Raw genomic sequence first — 22,208 nt, forward strand, 5'->3', positions numbered from 1 at the left:
TCTACCTTACTTTAATCAGACATAGCTGCACTGAGAACCTTATTTGCGATTGATGTTGCAAATCGGTCAGATTGCTCCATGTCCAGCAACCGCCGCTTCATCGTCAAACCTTCCGCCGCGGAATACCCACCAATCTTCCCGCCGGAGGCCAACACCCGATGACAGGGCACGATCAGAGGAAAGCGATTCTTGCGCATCACGGTCCCCGCGGCCCGGGCGGCACCGGCGTGGCCCACTTCCTCGGCCAATTCACCGTAGCTAACAGTTTTACCCCAGGGAATCGCCCGGCAGGCGGCAACGACTTCGGCTTGAAAATCACTCATGCCGCGTAGCGAGAGCGGCACATCATCGAAATCCACCGACTCACCCTCGGCGAAGCGAGTTAACAAGTTGACCACGTGCTCGCTGGTCCGCGCCGATGCCGTCGAGTTGTCCAGCATGGCCTCGCGAATTTGGTCGTTTCCTTCATGGGCCTGAAACCGCTCTAAGGACTGCCGCGCGGCACGAGCCGACGGGTGCCCAAACGAAATGCCAATGACTTCGCCGTCTAATACGGCCAGCGAAATGTATCCCAATTCCGTGGCAAACTCGACAATCATCCTCGACCTCCTTCGGAATCGACGAATTTCTAAGCATGCTCATCATAGCCGATTTTTACCCTGATCAAAGAAAAACTTGCAATGGTGCTGTTTTTCACGGGGTTTCTAAGTCGGCAGCCCATACCTATACTAAAATTAAGCCCGGAACTCATGGATTGAGAAACAGAGTCACTCCGGGCCGATCAACTGGGATGCCCTCACACGATGAATTCGTATCATTCGCTTGCCGACGACTACTACGTCAACATGAATCTCAGCACAGAGATGGAGCTTCCCAGCAATCGGGAAACGGTGCTGCATTTCTTCGAGCAGCTTCAAAAAGCCTATCCCGAGATGCGGAACTTCTACACCCGCGAGAACCGCGATTTCGTGTTGGAAGAAGACAAAGATCGTGCCAGCCATCGCTGGTGCACCGTCGAACCGCGGAGAATTTCCTCGGGCTGTGTTAATCCCGACGAGTTTGATACGGCGCTGATACAGCATCGCAGCGTGCTCGACATCGCTCCCTATGCCCTTTCGGTGAGCCCGCTTGATTGCGAAGCGATGGATTTGCTGATGGGTTTTGATTTCAATTACCGCGGCAACCACAACCAATTGATGGCCGAGGCATTGGGACTTAGCCCCGCGGTGGAAGGTTTGGCGGCTTTACCCGGTGCGACCATCATCAATCATGAGCCCAGCATCACGATCGCGCTCGATGACGATTGCCGTTTGCAATGCCGCTTGAGTGTCGAATCGCGAACCAATGCATTTCAGATTCGCACGGGCGATTATCAAGACGAGCAATTGAGCGTTTACGTCACGGCCCGCCACTACGGCAGCCTGCCGCCTGGCCAAACTTATCTCGACGTGCTCGTACGTTTGCAAGAAGTTTGCCGGAAGGTCGTCGACAATTACGCCGTGGAAGCGGTCTTGCATCCGCTCGCCCGCGCGATTGCCCTCGGCTAAGTGGGTCTACTTAGTCATGCCGTACTGATCGAGCTTGCGCTTGAGCGTCGTGCGATGTAGTCCCAAAGCCCGTGCCGCGGGGGCGCATTCATTCGAATAACGATCCATTGCACTCGCTAATAGCGCGGGCTCAAGTTCTTCAAGAAACTTTTCGTAGACGAAGCCCTCGGCTTCGGGATCGTCGAGCAAATCCGTGGCCCGTTGCTTGGCCAATTTCTCCAAGGTGTCGTGCGATCCCAGTCCTCTCGATTCCGTTTGTAGCATCGGCAGTGCCGCCGGCAAATGCTCGGGCAACACAAGCCCTGCCCGCGCAACCACGAGCGCGTGTTCGATCGCGTTGCGCAACTCGCGAACGTTCCCATACCAAGGCCGCGAACTCAGCTCATTGATTGTCTCTTCGGCAAAGCTCACCGTGGCGCCACGTTTTTCGAGTGCAAAATGCCGGGACAGCAGAGGAATATCGGCCTGTCGTTCGCGCAGCGGCGGAATCTCGATCTCAAAAGCGCTCAAACGAAAATACAAATCTTGCCGGCACTCACCGGTTTGAACTTTGCTAAGCAAGCTTTCGTCACTTGCCGCAATCAAACGGCAATCCATTTTGACCGGCTGTTCGCTTCCCACGGGAACAATTTCGCCCGACTCGAGCGCGCGCAGCAACTTGGCTTGCACGCCGAACGGTATCTGAGCCGCATCTTCCAAAAACAACGTTCCGCCCGCGGCTTCAGCCAAGAGGCCATCCCGGGCGTGACCGTGGCCTTCACCAAACAATTTGGCTTCAGCCTGAATTGCATCCAAGCCGGCCAAATTCACCCTCACGAACGGCCCCGCAGAGCGAGCGCTGTGCTGATGAATGGCCCGCGCGGCTGTGGCTTTGCCGACACCGCTTTCCCCTTGCAACAGAACCGCCGCATCGGAACTCGCCGCCAAGGCAATCCGCTTGAACACGGCTTGCATCACCGGCGTCTTGCCAACCATTCCCTCGGTTTGTTCGTTGGGTTGTTGATTGATCGTCGCATCATTGACGATCAAAGCGCGGCGGATCGTGCCGCGGATTTCTTCCAGATCAAAAGGCTTGAGCACATATTCGAACGCGCCGTTCTGCACGGCTTTGACGGCCGTGGGCAAATCGCCAAACGCCGTGATGACCACAATCGGTGCCTCGCCCAGAATACGGCGAAACTCCTGCATCGCGCTCAGACCGTCCATCCCCGGCAACCGTACGTCGAGAATAAGTAAATCAGGCTGACTTTCCGCGGCGAGCCGTAGTCCCTGCTCCGCCGAAGAGGCCACGAAGACTTGGGCCCCCAGCGACTGCCCCAGTTTTTCGAGGCCCCAACAAATGGTTTGTTCGTCATCCACGACGAGAATTTTGGACATGTGTTCCGTTCCTTTCTTAGGAGGCCAAACCTTGCATAAGCGGCAATCGCAAGCGGAAGCTTGTTTGGTTATTCGTTCGGCTCCAGGCAATCTCGCCGCCATGGGCTTGGGCCACCTGCTGCCCAACGGCCAATCCTAATCCTACTCCCTCGGCCTTGGTGGTGACAAATGGCTGAAAGAGCTTTTCCGCGACCGCATCGGCCAGCCCTGCCCCTGTGTCGTTGACTTCCAGTTCCGCCCAATGGTTTTCCGTGAGCCCTAGCCTCACTTGTACTTGGGCCGATTTCGTGTGGGAAAGTTTCTGCGCGGCCTCGATCGCGTTGAGCAGCAGATTGACAATCACCATGCTCAACAATTCACGATTGGCGAGCACTGTGATGGCTGCTTGACTCGGCTGCCAAGAGAGCGTCACACCCGTATGACGAGCCGCGGGCAGGACCAGTGGTATCAGTTCGTCGAGCAACAATTGCAAATCGAGGGGTTGTTTGATTGTTGTCGAATCTTCGCGGCCCAGTTGCAGAAAACTTTGCAATCGGCTTTCCATGAGTTGCAACTGACTTTTCGCGACGGTCAAGCTGTCATCATTCGCCGAAAGCGAACAATTTTCGGCATGAAGATCGACAGCTAAACGACAACCCGTCGCCGCATTGCGCATTTCATGGGCGAGTCCTGCCCCCAACATTGCTACCGTACGGACTTGTTCGGTCTGCCTGACATGCTGCTCGTATTCACTCAGCCGAGTGGCCGTTTGATTGACCGCGATGGCCAAATCTCGCACTTCATCATCGCGCTCAGGGAGTTCCAGTGGCTTGAATTCTCCGCCGGCCAAGCGCTGCACACCGGTTCCCAGGCGCGCGAGATTGCGACTGATTCGTTGCGCGATCCACTGAGTCACCATAGCGACCGCGAGAACTGCGAACATCCCGATCACCAGCGGCGGCAAGAACGCGCTCCGCCAAGCTGCGTCATACTGTTCGCGCGGAAACAACACATGCAGCACACCGCTCGCCGACTCGCCCAAGGGTCGCTTCAATTCCACGGCCGAGTGAAAGTACGCTTTATCACCCAAGGAAATCTGCGGGCCCAAGGCGACTTCTTCAGTCGTGTTCGCCAGCGGCGTGCGGGGAAGTTGCACCGAACCAGGGGAAATACTTTTCGAAATTGGCAAACCTTCCTGACTTATCAAAACAAACTCCGCGCCGGAAAGATCTTTCATTTGGCGCAGCACCGCGTCAGTCAATGGAAAGTTCGAAGACTTCAGAACGCGAACCACCCCCTGCAATTGACGGTCGATGGAGGCCTGCGTTTCTTGCGTGGCCCGCCGCGCATTGATAGCACCAACAGCCAATAAGCTCGCCGCGGCCACCACCACCAGCGGCATCATGATTTGATATTGAAGGGGAATTCGCACCGATACGCTCGAAATAAGGCCAACATGCCAGTGTCGCGCAAGTCGACAGGGGCGACGAATGTTTCAGCAGGCAATTTTAAGCACAGCTTCTACGAATACAATCTGACGACACCGCTCACAACTCGCGAGCAGACCGACTTTTACGAAAAGAGGGACTTATTATGACCCAACACAACCCGCGTCGAAATGGATTCACGCTCGTCGAACTGTTGGTGGTCATCGCTATTATAGGCGTGCTCGTGGCCTTGCTGTTGCCCGCAATTCAAGCGGCCCGCGAAGCGGCACGGCGCTCACAATGCCTTAACAATATGAAGCAAATGGGCCTAGCCTTTCTGAATTATGAAAGTGCTAAGAAAGAGTTTCCACTGGCAACAATCAATCCAGACCCATTAGCCCCTCCGGGCACTCCAGTCCCTGGTATTAACAATTGGGCACCTTTCATCTTGCCCTACGTTGAGCAGGGAAATTTAATCGTGGGCTACGATCTCGACGTAGATTGGTGGCGTGAACCGAACCGAACAATCGTACAAAATCCTCTGGCACTTCTGCTTTGCCCCTCCACTCCCAACCAAGAACGCTTTCAAGACAAGCCAGAATCGTCTCCGCCAAACAAGACGGGATATTGTGGCGATTATTTTGCTCCAACTGGGGTCCATATGGACATCAACACCTCCCTGCCCGCCGACCAGCAAGTCGTCAACTATAATGAAAAACTTTCGACAGGGGATGATAACCTCGTCCTTGATGGTGTGATCGCCGAGCAATACGAATTCAACAAGAGCAATCAAATCAAGAATGTCTCCGATGGGATGTCGAATACAATCATGCTAGGTGAATGCGTGGGACGCGAGGACGTTTACCATGGACGGGAATTCTTTGGAGTCGATTACACCGGAAGCCCACCTATTCGTGCCCGCGGCGGAGCTTGGGCGACTACGGACAACCCCTACCCCATCGGTTCGCGTAACCCTTGGAAGGCTGCCTTTGGCACTATTCCCGGCACGGTTTCGATTAACAACTCAAACGAGTGGGGACACTGCTACTACAGCTTCCATCCCAGCGGTGCTAATTTCACTTTTGCCGACGGCTCGGTTCGCTATTTAAATGAGGACATCAACTTACGAACTCTTGCCGATCTTACGACGCGCGCAGGCAGCGAAATCATAAGGGAACAGTAGTGGGTCGCCTGGGCATTAAGAATTTCAATCGCTGTAAAACTGGTTTTATTTTGCTCTTGGTTTGTCCGGTGTTTGCCGGATGTGGAGAAGCACTGCCCACGCTTGCGCCCGTGAGTGGCACGATCACACAGGCAGGCAAGCCCGTGGCCGAGGCGAAAGTCACTCTTTTTCCTCAAGGTGAACGACTGGCGGGCTTACCGTTGCCCATCGCGATCACTGATGAGAGCGGTAATTTTTCTATAACTACGATTTCGAGCAATGACGGCGCACTTCCGGGGACTTACACGGTAACAGTGGAATTGCGGGCTCCGCGGCGCGCAGGTGAAGAATTGGTGCGCGACGGCAGGCATCTGCTTCCACCTCGCTATGCCGATCCTGCCACCAGTGGGATTGTCAAAGAAGTTACGGCGGAACCGAATCAATGGGAAACCATTGAGTTGTCGGTGCGCTAGCTTGGCCGTCACTCACGAATAAACACGTCGTGATATTTCCGTGCTTCGTTTTGCCATTCGAATAGCACCTCTTTGTCGAGCGGCTGGGGCGTGGCGAAGCTTGCGCCCAGAACTTCGATTTCGTTCTCGCCGTCGGCATCTTTCGCAGGCTCCACGTAAACAATCTCGAGCCCTAACAGCTTGTGGACGTCGTGGTGCCGACGGTCGCGATCGAGCAGCAGGTAGTCGCCCAAGAATTCTCGCACGGTTTTGGCACCGGGCGATTTCAAATTCGTGCAGAGCTTTCGCCAACGCATGTTGGGGAAGTTTGCTGACGCCAGTGACGGTTTCTCATAGGAAACGGGACTAGCCCCGGAGAGCAAATCTTCGCTATGTCCGTCGGCGAACTGGGCGTGAAAGACGAACCAACCGTCGACCGCCTCGTGGATATTCGTGAACATTTTCCAGCTTTGCCGCCAACGGAACACTCGCTCCAGATTTCGCACGACTTCCGGCATCCGCCAACTTGGGGTGACAACGGTTACGCAGGACCAAAGCGATACCAATATCGCCAACGCCAGAAATGTCTGCTTGCAGCCCCGCAGCACAACGTGCGTTCTCGGCGGCTGATACATTCTCGTTTCGCTTGTAGCAGGATCTTTGAGCACCGCCGTCCAAAATTTTTCAGGCAGAAATGCCATGTAAGCCACCAAGCACACATACGGGAACAAGCCAATCGTAAAGCACGCCGCCAAAGCGATATGAAACAGAGCTAAGACCGCCAGCACCGCCACGCGCAGCCAACCTCTTGAAAGCAAAATCGCCAGCGGGCTCAAGAGCTCCAGATAGAGCGTCGCAGGCGTGAGCGGCTTGAGCCATTCAGGATGCCCGGCAAGCCACTGTCCCCAACCAGTGACGACATAATCTTTGGAAAGCGCCAGTTGAGTCGCATCGCCCGTTTGCCACACGTTCTGTTGCCACTTGAGCAGCGCGGTGCTCACATACACGAAAGCCACTTGCAAATAGAGCGCAAAACTCGCCAATGAAATGACTGTTGTAGCTTCGGTCTTAATGCCCTGCTTGGCATCAACAGACCACTTCGCCCCGCACGGCAAAAAAATCCCCCAAAACGTCAGCAGCGCCAGATACTTGTCCCCAGCGTTGAGAATCAGCGGGTTCCGGAGGTGAAGCGATGCCAAGAGTACCCAAGAAATCGTCGCGGCCCAGGTCGTTCGATAGCCGGCAACCAACATCCCGGCGGCGATCCCCGCGACACAAAACAATAGTGCCTGAAACCAGGGCGCACCATTAACCAAATGCAACGACCAATGAGTCAACGCATTTGGGCTGGTAGTGAGCAGCGACCGCGGCAAGAGACCTTGATCAGTGTAAAACGCCACGAGATCGCGCGAACGGAGCAACAGATCGATCAGTATCAGCAGCCCCAAGCCGATCCGCAAACAAGCGAGCGAGCGAAGATCGAGCGCAAACAAACGTTTGATCGGCTCAATAACCGACGAAAGTCGATCCATCGATTTCGCTCGTTACAATTACTGTTTGAAAATTTGTTGCAGAATCGAGAACGCCCAGGGATTGCAATCCCTGGGCGTTTATATCGTACTCTTGCGTTGATTTAGGACCTAGTCCACATCGGCGGCGTCTGCAGCTGGTGCCGCTTCCTCAGTTTCCGACTTTACCTCATCAGCCTCGTCTGCGGGCTCGGCACTTTCCTCTTCCTCGCCGCCTTCGTGTTCTTCCAATTCGGCGGTCGCTAAATCTTTGCCAGCCAGAATATCGTCCAACTCTTGAGTGAGCTTCTGTTCAAGATCGCCCCCAAATCCCACATGAACAACTTGAATCCGTCCCGCCTTGTCGATCAACACCGTTTGTGGAATCCCCGAAACTCCATACATGTCGCTGATCGAAGAATCTTCATCCAACAAGACCGGAACATTCAGATTGCTTTCGGTAAGAAACTCTTTGATCACATCCGGCGTTTCAGCCACATTCACTGCGTAAAACGTCACGTTTTTATCAGCAAACTCGCCAGCAACCTTCGAAATGATCGGCAGCGCTGCCGTACACGGTCCGCACCATGTTGCCCAGAAGTCGAGAATCACCGCGTCTTTATCTTTGTAGGACGCCAACGAAACTTCATTGCCTTCCAAATCCTTAACCGTAAACTCCGGTGCTGGTTCGCCCAACAGCGGATGTGGCGGCTGCTTGGGCGTCAACGCCTCGGCCAACGACTTGGCCTTCTTGGCTCCTTCGGGAGGAGTAAACACAAAAGCGCCGTCAGCAGGTTTTTTCTCGAGGTCCCAATCGGTGAAATCCAAGTTGGCGACTATTTTGACCGAATCAGCTTGCCCGGGGGGCGCGATCTTCGTAACGTCGGGCACAATCTCGACTCGCCGCACCAGCATGTGATTCGCCGGATCGGCCCAGACCTTCAGCTGCGTGCCGTTGTCCCGTTCAAACGTCGCGACCTGATATTCTTTGCCATCGATAACTTCACTGGGCAACAGTTTTGATTTCTTCGTGTCTTGCAATAAAAACTTTTCGAGCCCCTCGCCCTGGAAAATCTGCGCGAGTGAACCAGCCCCCAAGATCATCAACGACTGTTCATCGTCGAGTGAAGGGATCGTCTCGTCGGACAATTTTTCGACGACATAGCGATCCACCATGGGAAGATAGGTGGTCACCTGCTCGCCATCAGATATGCTCGTCCCCCCCATCGCGCCGCTTTTACGAACGATGGCCCAACGATTCGGTTTTTCGATCACGATATCGAACGCCGCGTCCATGTTCTGCTCTTGGCCTTGGACCGAGATATCGAGCGCCACTTCCAAGTCCGTGCTGTAGAAAGGCAATTCCTTGAGCGATTTCTCGATCTGCTCGACGAATTCCTGGGGAGTTTTGGCGGCTTGATTCGAGCAACCAAGCAAAGCGCACACACAGAGACAAACAGCGCACCAAACCGAGCGAGTCATGGTCAGCTCAACTTATATGAGTGTAAGGCCAAGAAAAGCGCACGAGCCAGCCGTGCCACGGCCACTCATTATCTGCGACTTGTCGAAACCCGGCAATTAGCAAATCGGCTGAATTCGCCGGTTATGTACCAACTCATGCACTCAGCAGACGGTCGACGCTTTGGATCAAGCGGTCCATTGGGAAAGGCTTGCGGACGTAATCGTCGACGCCCAGCATTTCGGCATAGGCTTTGTGCCGTGCCCCTTCGTTGGCGGTGATCATAATGATCCGATGCCTTTTTTCGCCCATTCGCTTCAAGCGTTCGAGCACCAAGAAACCGCTCCGCTTGGGCATCATCATGTCCAGAATGATCAAATCGGGCGATTCACGCTCGATCAAGGCGAGCCCTTGGTTGCCGTCGCGAGCCACCAGCACTTCATAGTCGTTGGCTTCCAAAGCCAAACGCAACGATTCGATGATTTCGGCATCGTCGTCGACGAGAAGAATCCGTTTATTTCCGCTTGCCTGACTATTTTCGCTTGACTGCGCCATGACCGGTTTTTCGTTCTGGGTTGTGCGTACACTGGCAAACCTTCAAGATTACCGATCTACCGGCAATTTACAAGGGTAAAGAGCCTTGGGAAATCGACGGATTCCCCGCTATTTTCCAGTCCGCAAGGCCGCCCGCTTGTCGCGAATAAAGGCCACATGATGGGGAATATGTTTGCTCACCCGCTCGATCAACTGCCGCAACGTGAGCGGGCCGTCGGTACTATGGATGCCGCGGCGTTGCCAAGCTTCATCGGGAATATTTCGCAAGATGAGGGCTGTTTGGTTGCGAATCGTTTGAATCAACGCCAGCTCTTCGGTAACGTCTCGTTTTTCGTAGAACAACGTGCGCTCAAAATTATCCGGCTCGCCGTTGAATAAGGTCGGATCATCTTCGGCTAGCACCCGGCGAATCCGCTCGGCATAAATGACTTCGAAATCGGCAATGTGGCAAACAACTTCCTGCACGCTCCACCTGCCGGGCGCGATCCGCGTTCGCAGTTCCTCCGGAGTGAGATCCGCAACCGCGTCGACCAATTCCCCCGCAGCGTCTTGGTAACCCGTGATGAGATCGTTGTTGGAGAGTGATTCTGAGGCGTTCATACGGTTTCCTTAGTATCTGCCCAAGTCTGCCTGTCAAAGGTCATCAGCATACCAGCTATAAACATCATCGCACCCAAATAAGCTGGAGCCAAATGAGTGAATGCGGTGTATCCGATGGGGTAGTGAACGCCGATGGCTGTACCAAAGCCCGCCAATCCAGTTATAGCCAAAGCTTGCCACAAACTTCGTGACGGTCCGCTGCAATAAATACACAGCAGCATCGTCAAACCACAGCAGCAAACCCCACCACCAAATCCAGCGCGATCGTGGGCGATCAATGGAATTAAGCGCGGATTAACGGCATCTAAATCTGCCGTGCAGAGGTTCATGAATTCCAGGTCTTCGGGCACAAAGACGACGGTCATTCCAATACCCATGATGATAAGTCCGCCAGCGATGAGCGATACCGAAGTCGCTAGCAAGAGAATTCGGCCAATGCCATAGCGAGTTTTCCACGCACCGTGCCAGCCTGCCATGAACAGAGCGCGAATTGATTGTTCCGGCGGGAGTAGCGTGATAGATCGATACATGCCGACGCAGTAGACGGGCAACAAAACGAGCGTTGCCACGCCGTGCCATGTATCAAGATAGCCGTAGCCCAAATAAGTCAGGAAACTCATAAAGCCCAGCATGCCGCTCAACAAAAAAGTCCACCAAGCCCAAACCGCGCCAGACCTTAGAGGAAATTCCGCAAGCCACAAATAAAGCACCCCCACGCCAAAGATCGCCCCACCAAAGGAAACGCGATCGTGGATCATGAAGTGGGCGAGCCTTTGGTCTGCAATGGAGTAAAGCGAATCCGCCGTTACACCGAGGTATTCAAGATCGTGCGGAAGGAAATGCCCCGTCGCGGCTAGAAAAAAAGCGAAGAGGCCCGACCCGATGAGGCCAATCCCGGTGAGTTTCAGAAGCCCAAGTCCATCGCCGACCAGAGCTTCGTACAAACTCTGCTGGCTGTTAAATCCTGCCGACATATCAAGAACATAACGGAGGGGCTGTTTGTCAAAATCCCAACTTAATCGGCTCAATACCAGCCGCATCGAGATAGGGGTCCAATCGACGCGCCAGTTCTGGCCAATGGTGGTGTGGCACCGCTGGATAGAGATGATGTTCTAAATGATAGAGATGCTCCATAGCAATAAGCGAAGCCAATTTTCCTCGAAAACGGCGTGTTCGGTGCAATTCATCCGCTCCATCCGCGCGGTGCGGCACGTAAGATGTGAACAGTGGTATCACCCAACTCCCCATGATCATGAGCGCGGTGTAGATAAAGAATATAGGCGTCCATGTAAGTGCAGCTATTGAGGCCGCAACGATGGCTGCACAACAAATACCTTCAAAAATAATCACGGCATGATCCTTGCTTGATCGGCGTAGTGACCAGATCCAGACGCGAGTTTGCAACAAAACTCCTTCTAAAAGAGTGCGTAGCAGCGACATATTTGCTGCCACTCCTTCAATATCATCATCGTGAGGAAATCGAGCATGATGATTGAGATGAGCCAACCGGTATGCGTGGCCGCTCCGCAGGGCAATCATTTCGATGACTGAAAGTAAAACATGATTCATCCGCCTTGGTAGGCCAAGATTTGCATGAACTAAATCGTGCGAAATCGAACCATAAGTCGTAAAGCTCAAGGCGGCCAAACAGAAGATTGCCGCAGTCCATAGCTCCGCGGCTGCGAAAGCAAAATACAGGCCACACCACAGAAAAGGCAAACTAAGACTAACGAAAAGCCTCAGGCCACTAAGCTTCGTCAAACCAAGCGAAATTTCCTTAAATGATGGTAAACAAAGGGGAGACCCCGAATCTTGAAAGTTATCCATGCCAGTGCTCATCCAAATAGCTTGTCAAATGCTTAGAGAACTAAAATCAGCTTATTCTGAAAACCGCACTTACCGACACTGTGTAAACAACATCAAACGGTTGTGCTACGTGGCTACCAAATTCGCCTAATCACAAGCGTGAAAGCATCGCGAACTGGCCCGAAAATTGCTACGCTATTGCCCTTTATTGAGACCCACCGCATACACCGCCAAGTTCGCCCCTATGAGCAAACAGCCTGCTAAAAAACCTGCCAAGCAAATCCCATTTCCGAATTTGCCTTATCTTCCGCGCGATCCCAAAAAGTATTCCCCGGAAATCGCGCTCATCGGTTGCGGTGGTATCACGAAGCATCATCTTACCGCCTACCACGCGGCGGGCTACCGCGTCACCGCACTCTGCGATGTGAAAATCGAGAATGCCGAAAAACGCCGGCAAGAGTTTTATCCCCACGCGCAAGTTTTCACCGACTACCGCGAGATGCTCAGGCTGCCCAACATCGAAGTCGTCGACGTCACAACGCATCCCCACAATCGCCCGCCGATTATTAAGGATTGTCTCAAAGCGAAAAAGCATGTCCTCAGCCAAAAGCCGTTCGTGCTCGATCTCGACGTGGGGCAGAAGCTCGCGGATCTCGCCGATCAAATGGGGGTGCTGCTGGCCGTCAATCAGAATGGTCGTTGGGCACCGCATTTTAGTTACCTGCGTGAAGCCGCGCATTCCGGCCTGTTGGGCGAGATCGTCGGCGTTCATTGCGGCGTGCATTGGGATCATAGTTGGGTCAAAGGAACTCCGTTTGAACAAGTCGAGCAACTCATCCTTTATGATTTCGCCATCCATTGGTTCGATTTTCTTTCCACGGTGATGAGTGCGGAAGCACCGACGCGTGTTTATGCTTCGACGGCCAAAACTAAAATCCAAACGATCAGCCCCGCGCTATTGGGGCAAGTGCTCATCGAATACGACAATGCGCAGGCCACGCTCACCTTCGACGGCAACGTGCCCAAAGGTTCATGGGATCGCACGCTGATCTCGGGCACACAGGGGTTGATTCGTTCCGCGGGAGTGAATCTCGCGGGGCAACGAATCGAAATTGTCACCGCCGACGGAATCATTTCTCCCAAGATCAAAGGGACATGGTTCCCCGACGGTTTCCACGGCACGATGGGCGAACTGCTCTGCGCGATCGAAGAGAAACGCCAACCCTCCCACAGCGCGCGAAACAATTTGCGTAGCCTAGAACTCTGTTTCGCCGCGGTAGCGAGTTCATTACGCCATAAGCCGATCGCGCCAGGAACGGTGCGCAAGCTCTTGTAAAATTATTTTCCCGCTCGCACAGGATTGAGCCACATCGCACGAAGCTTCGTGAATTCCTTGCCAAATCTTTGGCGGTCCCTAGGCCGCAAATCGCTTCTCTTGTAGACTGGCCGACGGATGAACATGCAGGCGCGTAAGACTAGCGCCGCAGTTGCATCGGACTTGGGCCATGTTGCTAACCGAAAATTTGCTGTTTGCCGAATGGTTGGACGTGGTGATGTTGTCGCGCATTCAGTTCGCGCTGACCATCATGTTCCACTATCTGTTTCCCCCGCTCACGATCGGTATGGGGGTCGTGCTTGTCTATCTCGAAGCCCAATATCTGCGCACTCGGGAAGCCATCTACGAAGAGGCCGCGCGGTTTTGGACGAAAATTTTTGCCGTCAACTTTGCCATCGGCGTTGCCACGGGCATCGTCATGGAGTTTGAATTCGGCACGAACTGGGCCACGTATTCCCGCTTCGTAGGTGACGTGTTTGGTTCGGCGTTGGCGGCGGAAGGCATTTTTGCGTTCTTTCTCGAATCAGGCTTCCTCGCCGTATTGGTGTTTGGTTGGGACAAGGTGAGCCCCGGCTTTCATTTCTTTGCCGCGTTGATGGTGTCGCTTGGTTCGATTTTCAGTTCGATCTGGATCACGGTCGCCAACAGTTGGCAGCAAACCCCCGCCGGACATCATATCGTCCCGATCATGCGCGACGGCCAGCCGTGGGTCATCAACGGCGAAGTCATCCGCCGGGCCGAGATCACCGACTTCTGGGCGATGGTTTTTAATCCGTCGACCGTGCACCGCCTCATCCACGTTTGGCTGGGGTGCTTTATTCTCGGTGCGGCGTTTGTAATGAGCATCTCCGCCTGGTATTTGCTCAAGAATAAGCATCGTGACTTTGCGGAACGCTCGTTCACGGGCGGATTGTGGCTCGCCACGATTTCGAGCCTCGCCATGCTGGTGAGCGGACACTTCCAAGCCCACAATGTTTATGAAACGCAACCGGCCAAGCTCGCCGCCTTTGAAGCCCATTTCAAAACGGGTCCCGCGGATATGAGCATCATCGGCTGGCCGGATTCCGAATCGGAAACGATCAATGGCAATCTCGCGATTCCCGGCGGGTTGAGCATGCTGTTGTTTAACGATCCCGACGCGACGGTGATCGGCCTCGACCAGTTTCGGGAAGAAGATCGTCCCCCCGTGGCGATTCCGTTCTTCAGTTATCACATCATGATCGCCATCGGCATGTTTTTTATTGCCATCACCTTGCTGGCGACGTTCTTGCGATTTCGCAACACGCTGTTTAGTCACCGCTGGCTGATGTGGACGTTTGTCTTTGCCGTGATCCCCGCTTTTATTGCCAACGAAGCAGGCTGGGTCGCCGCCGAAGTGGGCCGTCAACCGTGGATTGTCTATCCGCCGTTTGAACAAACGGAAAGTGGCGAGCGGCTTATCAACGACGCAGGGCAATTCGTTTACGACGAAGAGGGAGGTTTGCGAACCACCAAAGCCGTGTCGCAAGCCATCACCGCCGAGCAAGTCGTCGGTTCGATTATTATGTTCACTGCCATCTACATGTTGCTCTTTGTGATTTGGGTTTACGTCTTGCACCAAAAGATTCAAAAGGGCCCGGAGAGCGTGTCCCAGGAAGTGACGACTGACAAACCCGGAGCGATAGGTGCAGCCACCGCACGCGTCGAGCATCGCGAGTCGCTCACCGATGCCAAGGAGCAACACTAATCATGGATTTGAATCTGATTTGGTTTGTGCTGCTGGGGATTCTGCTCGCTGGGTATGCAATTCTCGATGGCTTTGATCTTGGCGTGGGCATTCTGCATCCGCTGGCCCGCAGCGACGAAGAACGCCGGCTCGTGATGGGTTCGATCGGTCCGATCTGGGACGGCAACGAAGTTTGGCTGGTGACCTTCGGTGGCGCGCTCTTCGCAGCCTTCCCCGAAGCTTATGCGACGATCTTCTCTGCGTTTTATACCCCATTCATGCTACTGCTGTTTTGCTTGATCTTTCGCGGCGTGAGCTTGGAATTTCGCAGCAAGGTTTCCTCGGCCCAATGGCGCAACTTGTGGGACTATGCCTTTTTCGGCTCGAGTTTGATCGCGTCGTTTTTGTTTGGTGTCACCACAGCCAACGGCCTGCTGGGTATTCCACTCAATGAACGGGGCGAATTCATCGGTGGCATTCACGATCTGTTGCGCCCCTACCCCATTCTCATTGGTCTGCTCACCGTGGCGATGTTCGCGTTGCACGGCGGGCTTTACTTGCATCTGAAAACCGAAGGGGGCACGCAGCGACTCTTCTATCGCTGGATTTGGCATGCCTGGGGTCTGTATCTCGTGCTCTGGAATTTGGCGACGATGTACACGCTCGCCGAAATCCCTCGCGCGACGGCGAATTTCAATCACGCCCCGTGGGCCATGGGTATCGTGTTGATCAATGTGCTAGCGATGGCCAACATCCCGCGCTGTATTTATTACAAGAGTATCGGCCAAGCTTTTATTTCGTCATCTCTAGGAATCGCTTGCCAAGTGGCACTTGTGGGGATCGCACTCTTTCCGAATCTCGTGACAGCCAGCAACGACCCCGCCAACAGTCTCACGATTTACAACGCCGCATCAAGTCAGAAAACGCTGACGATCATGCTGATCATTGCCGCGATCGGCATGCCCGCCGTCATTAGCTACACGACGGTCGTCTATTGGACCTTCCGCGGCAAAGTGACCGAAGACATTTACGGGCATTGAGTGCCATCTAGCCGGTCCGCAAGGCGGTCCGGGAAGCAGGACGAAGAAGTTTTCCCGGATTGCGTTGCAATCCGGCCATGAAGAAAACCGAAGATTACGCCGCGATGTTTTTCTTCGCGCCATACAGCGCTTCGCATATCGCAGTGGCTATCTCGGCCGAAGCATGAGGGCGAGCTAAGCCTCGCATGTTGAGCGCCATTGTCTTACGCAAATTTTCGTCAATCAGAATGTGCGTCAGTTCGCGGGCCAGGGCTTTATCGAGCGAGCCGACTTGCGACGCCTCATCAATCAAGCGGCAAGCCTTCGAGGCGGCGTAAACTTTGGCGTTCGCCAATTGTTGATCTTCGCGGGAAAAGGCGTACGGCACCAACAAAGCGGGCACACCGGCGAGTGCTAATTCCGCAAGCGTCGTGCCTCCGGATCGGCAAACAACCAAATCGCTTTCGAACATCACTGAGGCAATTTCATCGATGTACGTCACCGCCAACGCGGGCACGCCCAACTGGCGGTAACGCTGCTCGGTTTCTTGCAATTGGCCTTCGCCCGTTTGATGGACGATTTGCCAATCGGTCAAAAGTTCCTGAAGTTGCTTGAGCGCCGCAGGCATCGATTCGTTGAGCGAACGTGCCCCACCGGCACCGCCAAGGATAACCATTCGCTTTTGCCGGAGCGGATTCGGTTCGCGCATGCGTTTTTGCTGCAAGCGGTTAAACAGCGCTTCAAACGCTGGCCGAACGGGATTCCCCGTCACTTTCACAGGGGCCTGTACGTGCAGATGGGGCTTAGTTTCTTCAAAAGCCACGCACACCATTCGGGCCGCGCGTGCCAGCCAACGGGTGGTGCGGCTCGGCACGGAATTTTGTTCGAGCATGATAAACGGCGTACCGCGTTCGGCGGCGGCTCGCACGACGGAGGTGCTCGTGTGCCCGCCGAGCCCTACGACTAGCGACACATGCTGTTCTCGCAGAATCCATTTCGCGGCGCAATAACCGGCGATGTTGTCCGTGACAAACCGCAAGGCCTGCATTGGATTTCGCGGCAATGGCTGTGACGGCACAGTCACATATTGATATCCGGAAGTTCGGACAGAATGCTTTTCACGGCAACGGCCAGGACCAGCGAACGAAATCACGGCCTGAGGGATTTGCTGGGCAACGTGGGCTGCCACCGCGATCCCGGGAAAGAGTTGCCCCTGAGCCCCACCGCCGGCAAACATGATATGAGGCGACGACGTGGTCATGATTTGTGATCGCTACGGGTTTCAAGAAAATCCGCTGAGCAACCGGGGCAACGCGACGCGTTACCCCGGTGCCCAGACATAAGCTTCATCGTGAAGCACCTATCAGGCAGCTGACCCAGAAGCTGCCTCGGATAGGCTCTATTGCTCCGACCCCAGGGAGGGCAGTTTGTCAGACCCCGCAATCCAACAAAACTTACGATGAAGCTTCAACAGTTTCCAAAAGTTTCTAGCTGTGCTTAAGCTGCTGCCGACAACGAAAACTGGGCACGATCGTCGAGCAAATCGACGAGCCGGTCACAGCCTTCCTGATCGACGCCCAAGAGCAACACTGTGTCGCCGGGCAACAATCGACAGGCCAACAACTCACAAGCGGCACGACTATCGCGACAAACGACAACATTGGCAAGGTCAAGTCCGGAGTCGCGGGCACCGATGGCCACTTCACGGCCAGACATGCCGCAGCTCACCAGCACCGACGCGCCACCTTCGGCGACGATGGACTGACCAAGTTGCCGTCCCGCACTGATTTGCGACGTATCGCACAGCACCATGCGACGACCGGTGGCTCTGAATCCTCGCAGTAGCTCCAGGGCCTCGGTCGTTTCCTGATGCGTGACAATATCCGCACAGAGTAGTGATGTACCTTGTGCAACGCGTACTTGCATCGCTTCGCGATGGATACGCAGATGCGTGACTTTGTGTTGTGGTTTTGGCTCTAACATAAGAGTATCAATCCATTCCATGGTCAAACTGGGTCCTATCTTCAAGCGTTGACTGAAAACCTTAGGCAACCAAGCGAAGCATGGGCTGCTTCACTCGGGCATACAATAGATGGCGAGTCAACGCGGCATCGCCCTCTTCTCCGTTTACGGCAAATGTTCCATAAGCTCGCTGCGGCTCCCACCGACAGCCAGCAATCACAACTACGTCACCGGGTTGAGCCAGACCCACCGCACAAGCGATGGCTTCCGCCCGATCGGTCACGATTTCCACGGTCGCGCGTTGTTCGCTATCGCCGACGCCCACTTCCTCTTCGGGAAAGGGGCGGGCCACAATCGCGATGTCGGCCAAACGGCTCACCACATGAGCCACAGCCAATTGTTCTGTATAGGTTGCATGGCCAGGATCACCCAACACGCACACCACGCGGCCGGTGCACAACTGCCGAGCGGTTCGCAAGCTCGCCCGCAGCGACTCGGCGGTGTCGGCGGCATCGACATACACGGGAAATCCTTGCCCGCAGTCGACACGTTCCATCCGGCCGGGAAGATTCTCAACCGCTTCAATTCCCGCAGCGATCAACTGCAAGTCGATGCCGTATGTCAAAGCGATAGCCGCCGCAGCCAGACAATTCGAAATATGATGCTCACCGATCATTGTGGTCCGCATCGCAGCTGACTGGCTGCCGGCAGAAATCATGAAGACTTGTTCGTTGGAATGCTGTTCGATCAGGTACGCTGAAACTTCAGCTTGACCTTTCGTGCCGTAGGTCAGCACGGGTCCGTCGACGTGATTGAGCCACTTGATGCTCACGGGATCGTCGGCATTGAACACCGCCACGCCCGCTGGATCGAGTGATTCGAGAATCCGCCGCTTGAGATTACGATAACTTTGCACCGAGTTATGCAAATCGAGGTGAGCGTCCGACACGTTCGTGATACACACCGCATCAAACGCGACACCGGCAAAAGCAGATTGAGCAATCGCTTCGCTCGAAACTTCCATCAAAGCGTGGGTGCATCCCGCGGCAACCATTCGCTCCATCCGTGAAGCCAATTCAGGCGCCGAGGGAATTTCAATACCTGCGCTGTGGGACATGCCGTCGTAGCAGCCGAGGCCGCTGATCTTACCGCAATGCTTGCCTGCCATCGCGAAGATCGAATCCAACAAAGCGATAACCGTCGACTTGCCGTGGGTGCCGGTCACGGCGATCACGGGCAAAGTCACGTGAGGATTGCCCGACAAGGCTTGGCAAAGCTTGCCGTAAGCCACGCGGCTATCTGCCACGATATAGGTGGGCACGTCGAACACGGGAACCGGCTCTTCGCAAACAATCGCGATCGCGCCCCGTTCGACGGCTTGTTGAACGTAGGGGTGGCCGTCTTCTTCTTTGCCGAGTCGTTCGGAAAGGGCTACGAAAACGTCGCCAGCTTGAACTTCACGCCAATCGCTCGTGCAAGTCGTGGCGAGAATGGACTGAGAACCGGTACGGGTGGCGTCGGCCAACAACCGCTCCAGTGAAACACTGCCGTGCAAATCGGCGGCGCAAGTTTTTGTCGCGTGCATCATGCCAGGCCTCCTTGCCTGGGAGCCGACACCACTACCAATGCGGGGGGAGCGGTGTCTGCCGTGACGGCTCGTGCGAAGAAATCCGTTTCTCCGCTTTTGCCCTCGAGTGGTGAAGAATCTCTGGGAAGGCTCTTCTGCGAGGGCGAGCCGGATTGTGTTCATTTGCGAAAATGTGTCAAGGCGACTTGCACGAGATTCAAAATCAACACCCTATCAGCGTAATCCTGCTGGTTTGCCGTAGACTTTGTCCCCCGCTTGCGCTGACAATGCAGCTAGCGTTAGCCGGTATCGTGCCGATGCCGCGTCCAAAATTATCAAACATTTTGCTAACAATGGCTGAAGAAGATTTCGACGTCGCCGCGTTGGCTGCTTATTTGCATATGCTGCCCACGCAAATCTCCAAACTCGCCGATCGCGGTAAGATTCCCGCGCGGCGTGTGGGTGGCGATTGGCGCTTTTCGCGAGCCGAGGTTCACCATTGGCTCGAAGATCGTATTGGCCTCTCCGACGATGGCGAGCTCGCTCAACTTGAAACCAGCCTCGAACGCGCCGATAAACTGACTGAAGGCGATCTTTCGATTTCAGCATTGCTGCCCGTGGAAGCGATTGCCGTTCCCTTGGGAGCACGCACTCGCAACAGCGTGATTACCGATATGGCCCAACTCGCGGCCAACACGGGGTTGTTGTGGGACGCCGCCAAGATGGCCGAAGCGGTGACCGCGCGTGAAGCGATGCATCCCACAGCACTCGACATTGGCGTAGCGCTCATGCACCCCCGCCGACCGCAAATTTCAATCCTTAGCGAGGCCGTGATTGCACTGGGGATCACCAGCCAAGGCATTCCCTTCGGCGGATCCAGCGGTCTGACCGACGTTTTTTTCCTAATCTGTTCCACGAACGATCACGAACATTTGCGCATCCTGGCCCGTTTGAGCCGCATGATCACCGACCCCGATTGGCTGTTCGCATTGCGCGATGCCCCCGATGCAATCGCCGCCCACGATTTAGTCGCCCAACGCGACAGTGAACTCAATGACTAACGCGTCTCATCCCCCTCTCCGGTACTCCGGGAGTGGCTAGGGGAGGGCAACAGGCCTAAGAATAATGTTGTCCACTCCAACCATAGCCGAATCACGACACGTAACTTGCTTAGGTTCTTCCACAACTACCATCCTCACCATCGGTGATTGGAGCCAAGGCGAGTTCGCCATTTGTGTTTCACAAATCAAAGGGGCCAGCGACTGGCTGTTTGCCGAAGACTCCAACTCCGCCTGCAAAATCCTAGCGGGCGATCAATTCCAGCCGCAGCTGATCCTGCTCGCGCAAGCCTTGCCTGGCAGCGTTCAACAACGCGAGATCGAACACCTCCGCCAACACGCGCCGCTAGCGAAGATCGTTGTCGTCGCTGGCAGTTGGTGCGAAGGGGAACTTCGCACGGGAGTGCCTCTTACCGGCGTGCTGCGTCTGTATTGGTATGAATTCCTAACGTGGTGGCAACGACAACTGGCAGCTAACGCGGCGTGGTCACCTAACTTGGATGGCCCCCTGACGCCAAGGGATTTCGCGGTCGATTGGGATTGCGAGTTGGATGCAATCGCCGCCGTGCATTCACCCTCGCTCGCCAGCTTTGAAACTATCGCCGCGACTTTAGAGCATCACGGCATCAACTGCGTTTGGTCTCGTGAAACTTCGCAAATCCCTGCGGACGCAAATCTCGGTCTTTGGGACGGTGGGCAACTCGATCAAAAGGAATTGGCCCAGTTGCAAACCTTCGCCAGCACGATTCAACAAGCCGGTGGCAACATGATCGTGCTGCTCGACTTCCCCCGCAAAGAAAAATTCACCCAGCTCCGCGCGATGGGCATTCACACAATCCTCGGCAAGCCCTACATCATCAACGAACTCCTCGCCGCTTGCGGCTTAGCGATCCAAACAACTTCACCAATCTTCTAACGCCGTTCGCAAAATCTCGCGTTTCCAATCCGGCTCATGCACGGGCCAACACCGCACGTCGCGCAAACCCTCGGGCAAGTCCTGACAATCATATTGCGCTGGCTCGCCTTGTTTGTGAGCCACCTGCCAAGTGCTCAATTCCGCTGGCACCATCGCCGGTGACCGCCGCAGCACGTTACTCTTTCGCCAAACCAGCTTCCCTTGATCGAATAGCGAAATGATCACACTGGGCGACATCGAGAGCATCCGCCGCGCGATCAGTTCGTGGCTGGCCGTCGTGTAAATCTGCTTGAGCTCACACAGATCCCAATCAACGGCAAAACCATCCGCGCGAAACCACTCGAACGGCAACAACAGGGCGTTAGCCAAATGATTGGCCATCTGCTCACGCTCCGCCGCGACAAGATCGGTCGGATCGATCCCCAACTCTGAGAACACCCGGTGTGCAGCGTATTCGCCGATCTCGTGAGCGACCGCCCACTGCCGGCGTTCAGGCCGGGGATCATCGGCGAGCAATATTGTTCCCCGCCCCGCGCGATTGGGAAGCCCCACGCGGATAAAGCGTGCCCGCACCGCGGCTTGATCGTCGCGTGCGACGACCAATTTCAGCCGCTCCGCGATAAGCATGGCATCGATCGGTGGGCGGTCGATCCCCGCTCCGGCCAGCAATTCCTGGGCACAATCGTTGATCGTTTCCTTCAGTTGTTCGACGGGAATCTCGGTCAGCATGATCGCCCTCCGCAAAACAGTTTGTGTACATATGTATAGTACAC

21 protein-coding genes are annotated in these 22,208 nt (G+C 55.0%); 8 read left to right on the top strand and 13 right to left on the bottom strand.

Annotated features, from left to right (window positions below):
• Positions 1-11 precede the first annotated feature (11 nt).
• Positions 12-599 (bottom strand): methylated-DNA--[protein]-cysteine S-methyltransferase, encoded by a 588-nt coding sequence (locus AC6T8Q_RS16405; protein ID WP_500680115.1) that lies wholly within the window; start codon positions 597-599, stop codon positions 12-14.
• Between the two features lie 204 nt (positions 600-803).
• On the opposite strand from AC6T8Q_RS16405, the gene AC6T8Q_RS16410 reads away from it, so the two are divergent.
• Positions 804-1,547: a hypothetical protein gene (locus AC6T8Q_RS16410; protein WP_500680116.1), complete on the top strand. Its 744-nt coding sequence runs from the start codon at positions 804-806 to the stop codon at positions 1,545-1,547.
• A gap of 6 nt (positions 1,548-1,553) precedes the next feature.
• Here AC6T8Q_RS16410 and AC6T8Q_RS16415 read toward each other — a convergent pair whose 3' ends face one another.
• Positions 1,554-2,924, bottom strand: a complete 1,371-nt coding sequence (locus AC6T8Q_RS16415; protein WP_500680117.1) for a sigma-54-dependent transcriptional regulator — start codon at positions 2,922-2,924, stop codon at positions 1,554-1,556.
• 16 nt (positions 2,925-2,940) lie between these two features.
• Entirely contained in the window at positions 2,941-4,335 is a 1,395-nt protein-coding gene (locus AC6T8Q_RS16420; protein WP_500680118.1) for an ATP-binding protein, read from the bottom strand.
• Positions 4,336-4,496: 161 nt separating this feature from the next.
• Here AC6T8Q_RS16420 and AC6T8Q_RS16425 point away from each other — a divergent pair, with 161 nt between their 5' ends.
• Both AC6T8Q_RS16425 and AC6T8Q_RS16430 read left to right on the top strand, forming a co-directional pair.
• Positions 4,497-5,513, top strand: coding sequence for a DUF1559 family PulG-like putative transporter (locus AC6T8Q_RS16425; RefSeq protein WP_500680119.1), 1,017 nt, complete (start codon positions 4,497-4,499; stop codon positions 5,511-5,513).
• Positions 5,513-5,965, top strand: coding sequence for a carboxypeptidase-like regulatory domain-containing protein (locus AC6T8Q_RS16430; protein WP_500680120.1), 453 nt, complete (start codon positions 5,513-5,515; stop codon positions 5,963-5,965). Before AC6T8Q_RS16425 ends, AC6T8Q_RS16430 begins: the two co-directional genes overlap by 1 nt.
• An 8-nt stretch (positions 5,966-5,973) precedes the next feature.
• Here the strand turns inward: AC6T8Q_RS16430 and AC6T8Q_RS16435 are convergent, their stop codons facing one another.
• From AC6T8Q_RS16435 to AC6T8Q_RS16460, 6 genes are all read right to left on the bottom strand, one after another.
• Positions 5,974-7,476, bottom strand: a complete 1,503-nt coding sequence (locus AC6T8Q_RS16435; protein WP_500680121.1) for an HTTM domain-containing protein — start codon at positions 7,474-7,476, stop codon at positions 5,974-5,976.
• A 108-nt stretch (positions 7,477-7,584) separates the two neighbouring features.
• A complete protein-coding gene (locus AC6T8Q_RS16440) occupies positions 7,585-8,934 on the bottom strand; it encodes a redoxin domain-containing protein (protein WP_500680122.1) in 1,350 nt (449 codons plus the stop codon).
• A 133-nt stretch (positions 8,935-9,067) separates the two neighbouring features.
• Positions 9,068-9,466: a response regulator transcription factor gene (locus AC6T8Q_RS16445; RefSeq protein WP_500680123.1), complete on the bottom strand. Its 399-nt coding sequence runs from the start codon at positions 9,464-9,466 to the stop codon at positions 9,068-9,070.
• 108 nt (positions 9,467-9,574) lie between these two features.
• A complete protein-coding gene (locus AC6T8Q_RS16450; RefSeq protein ID WP_500680124.1) occupies positions 9,575-10,066 on the bottom strand; it encodes a DinB family protein in 492 nt (163 codons plus the stop codon).
• Positions 10,063-11,040, bottom strand: a complete 978-nt coding sequence (locus AC6T8Q_RS16455; protein ID WP_500680125.1) for a hypothetical protein — start codon at positions 11,038-11,040, stop codon at positions 10,063-10,065. The genes AC6T8Q_RS16450 and AC6T8Q_RS16455 overlap by 4 nt, the downstream gene beginning before the upstream one ends.
• A 28-nt stretch (positions 11,041-11,068) precedes the next feature.
• The gene (locus AC6T8Q_RS16460) at positions 11,069-11,893 is read right to left on the bottom strand and encodes a fatty acid desaturase family protein (RefSeq protein WP_500680126.1); all 825 of its coding nucleotides are present in this window, start codon (positions 11,891-11,893) and stop codon (positions 11,069-11,071) included.
• 223 nt (positions 11,894-12,116) lie between these two features.
• Between AC6T8Q_RS16460 and AC6T8Q_RS16465 the strand changes: the two genes are divergently transcribed.
• From AC6T8Q_RS16465 to cydB, 3 genes are all read left to right on the top strand, one after another.
• Complete coding sequence (locus AC6T8Q_RS16465) at positions 12,117-13,208, top strand: Gfo/Idh/MocA family protein (RefSeq protein WP_500680127.1); 1,092 nt, start codon at positions 12,117-12,119, stop codon at positions 13,206-13,208.
• Positions 13,209-13,377: 169 nt separating this feature from the next.
• Positions 13,378-14,934 (top strand): cytochrome ubiquinol oxidase subunit I, encoded by a 1,557-nt coding sequence (locus tag AC6T8Q_RS16470; protein WP_500680128.1) that lies wholly within the window; start codon positions 13,378-13,380, stop codon positions 14,932-14,934.
• Positions 14,935-14,936: 2 nt separating this feature from the next.
• Positions 14,937-15,953 (top strand): cytochrome d ubiquinol oxidase subunit II, encoded by a 1,017-nt coding sequence (gene cydB, locus AC6T8Q_RS16475; protein WP_500680129.1) that lies wholly within the window; start codon positions 14,937-14,939, stop codon positions 15,951-15,953.
• A 94-nt stretch (positions 15,954-16,047) separates the two neighbouring features.
• On the opposite strand, the gene AC6T8Q_RS16480 is transcribed toward cydB, so the two are convergent.
• The 3 genes from AC6T8Q_RS16480 to AC6T8Q_RS16490 all read right to left on the bottom strand — a co-directional run bounded on the left by AC6T8Q_RS16480 (position 16,048) and on the right by AC6T8Q_RS16490 (position 19,482).
• Positions 16,048-17,193 carry a UDP-N-acetylglucosamine--N-acetylmuramyl-(pentapeptide) pyrophosphoryl-undecaprenol N-acetylglucosamine transferase gene (locus tag AC6T8Q_RS16480; protein WP_500680130.1) on the bottom strand — a complete coding sequence of 382 codons (1,146 nt, stop codon included), beginning with the start codon at positions 17,191-17,193 and terminating at the stop codon, positions 16,048-16,050.
• 236 nt (positions 17,194-17,429) lie between these two features.
• Positions 17,430-17,915 (bottom strand): hypothetical protein, encoded by a 486-nt coding sequence (locus AC6T8Q_RS16485; RefSeq protein WP_496918872.1) that lies wholly within the window; start codon positions 17,913-17,915, stop codon positions 17,430-17,432.
• A gap of 61 nt (positions 17,916-17,976) precedes the next feature.
• Positions 17,977-19,482: a Mur ligase family protein gene (locus AC6T8Q_RS16490; RefSeq protein WP_500680131.1), complete on the bottom strand. Its 1,506-nt coding sequence runs from the start codon at positions 19,480-19,482 to the stop codon at positions 17,977-17,979.
• A 332-nt stretch (positions 19,483-19,814) separates the two neighbouring features.
• Between AC6T8Q_RS16490 and AC6T8Q_RS16495 the strand changes: the two genes are divergently transcribed.
• Both AC6T8Q_RS16495 and AC6T8Q_RS16500 read left to right on the top strand, forming a co-directional pair.
• On the top strand, positions 19,815-20,522 hold the full coding sequence (locus tag AC6T8Q_RS16495; protein WP_500680132.1) for a PTS sugar transporter subunit IIA: 708 nt from the start codon (positions 19,815-19,817) through the stop codon (positions 20,520-20,522).
• A gap of 64 nt (positions 20,523-20,586) precedes the next feature.
• Complete coding sequence (locus AC6T8Q_RS16500) at positions 20,587-21,435, top strand: hypothetical protein (RefSeq protein WP_500680133.1); 849 nt, start codon at positions 20,587-20,589, stop codon at positions 21,433-21,435.
• Here AC6T8Q_RS16500 and AC6T8Q_RS16505 read toward each other — a convergent pair.
• Positions 21,421-22,164, bottom strand: coding sequence for an ImmA/IrrE family metallo-endopeptidase (locus AC6T8Q_RS16505; protein WP_500680134.1), 744 nt, complete (start codon positions 22,162-22,164; stop codon positions 21,421-21,423). The genes AC6T8Q_RS16500 and AC6T8Q_RS16505 overlap by 15 nt on opposite strands.
• Positions 22,165-22,208 lie beyond the last annotated feature (44 nt).

The organism is Bythopirellula sp. (genome assembly GCF_041737835.1).
Lineage (GTDB): Bacteria > Planctomycetota > Planctomycetia > Pirellulales > Lacipirellulaceae > Bythopirellula.

What these genes read in the sequence shown, in the direction of transcription:
- AC6T8Q_RS16405 (WP_500680115.1), bottom strand. Translation starts at nt 599, where the DNA reads ATGATTGTCGAGTTTGCCACGGAATTGGGATACATTTCGCTGGCCGTA.
- AC6T8Q_RS16410 (WP_500680116.1), top strand. Translation starts at nt 804, where the DNA reads ATGAATTCGTATCATTCGCTTGCCGACGACTACTACGTCAACATGAAT.
- AC6T8Q_RS16415 (WP_500680117.1), bottom strand. Translation starts at nt 2,924, where the DNA reads ATGTCCAAAATTCTCGTCGTGGATGACGAACAAACCATTTGTTGGGGC.
- AC6T8Q_RS16425 (WP_500680119.1), top strand. Translation starts at nt 4,497, where the DNA reads ATGACCCAACACAACCCGCGTCGAAATGGATTCACGCTCGTCGAACTG.
- AC6T8Q_RS16435 (WP_500680121.1), bottom strand. Translation starts at nt 7,476, where the DNA reads ATGGATCGACTTTCGTCGGTTATTGAGCCGATCAAACGTTTGTTTGCG.
- AC6T8Q_RS16440 (WP_500680122.1), bottom strand. Translation starts at nt 8,934, where the DNA reads ATGACTCGCTCGGTTTGGTGCGCTGTTTGTCTCTGTGTGTGCGCTTTG.
- AC6T8Q_RS16445 (WP_500680123.1), bottom strand. Translation starts at nt 9,466, where the DNA reads ATGGCGCAGTCAAGCGAAAATAGTCAGGCAAGCGGAAATAAACGGATT.
- AC6T8Q_RS16450 (WP_500680124.1), bottom strand. Translation starts at nt 10,066, where the DNA reads ATGAACGCCTCAGAATCACTCTCCAACAACGATCTCATCACGGGTTAC.
- AC6T8Q_RS16455 (WP_500680125.1), bottom strand. Translation starts at nt 11,040, where the DNA reads ATGTCGGCAGGATTTAACAGCCAGCAGAGTTTGTACGAAGCTCTGGTC.
- AC6T8Q_RS16460 (WP_500680126.1), bottom strand. Translation starts at nt 11,893, where the DNA reads ATGGATAACTTTCAAGATTCGGGGTCTCCCCTTTGTTTACCATCATTT.
- AC6T8Q_RS16465 (WP_500680127.1), top strand. Translation starts at nt 12,117, where the DNA reads ATGAGCAAACAGCCTGCTAAAAAACCTGCCAAGCAAATCCCATTTCCG.
- AC6T8Q_RS16470 (WP_500680128.1), top strand. Translation starts at nt 13,378, where the DNA reads ATGTTGCTAACCGAAAATTTGCTGTTTGCCGAATGGTTGGACGTGGTG.
- cydB (WP_500680129.1), top strand. Translation starts at nt 14,937, where the DNA reads ATGGATTTGAATCTGATTTGGTTTGTGCTGCTGGGGATTCTGCTCGCT.
- AC6T8Q_RS16480 (WP_500680130.1), bottom strand. Translation starts at nt 17,193, where the DNA reads ATGACCACGTCGTCGCCTCATATCATGTTTGCCGGCGGTGGGGCTCAG.
- AC6T8Q_RS16485 (WP_496918872.1), bottom strand. Translation starts at nt 17,915, where the DNA reads ATGTTAGAGCCAAAACCACAACACAAAGTCACGCATCTGCGTATCCAT.
- AC6T8Q_RS16490 (WP_500680131.1), bottom strand. Translation starts at nt 19,482, where the DNA reads ATGATGCACGCGACAAAAACTTGCGCCGCCGATTTGCACGGCAGTGTT.
- AC6T8Q_RS16495 (WP_500680132.1), top strand. Translation starts at nt 19,815, where the DNA reads ATGGCTGAAGAAGATTTCGACGTCGCCGCGTTGGCTGCTTATTTGCAT.
- AC6T8Q_RS16500 (WP_500680133.1), top strand. Translation starts at nt 20,587, where the DNA reads ATGTTGTCCACTCCAACCATAGCCGAATCACGACACGTAACTTGCTTA.
- AC6T8Q_RS16505 (WP_500680134.1), bottom strand. Translation starts at nt 22,164, where the DNA reads ATGCTGACCGAGATTCCCGTCGAACAACTGAAGGAAACGATCAACGAT.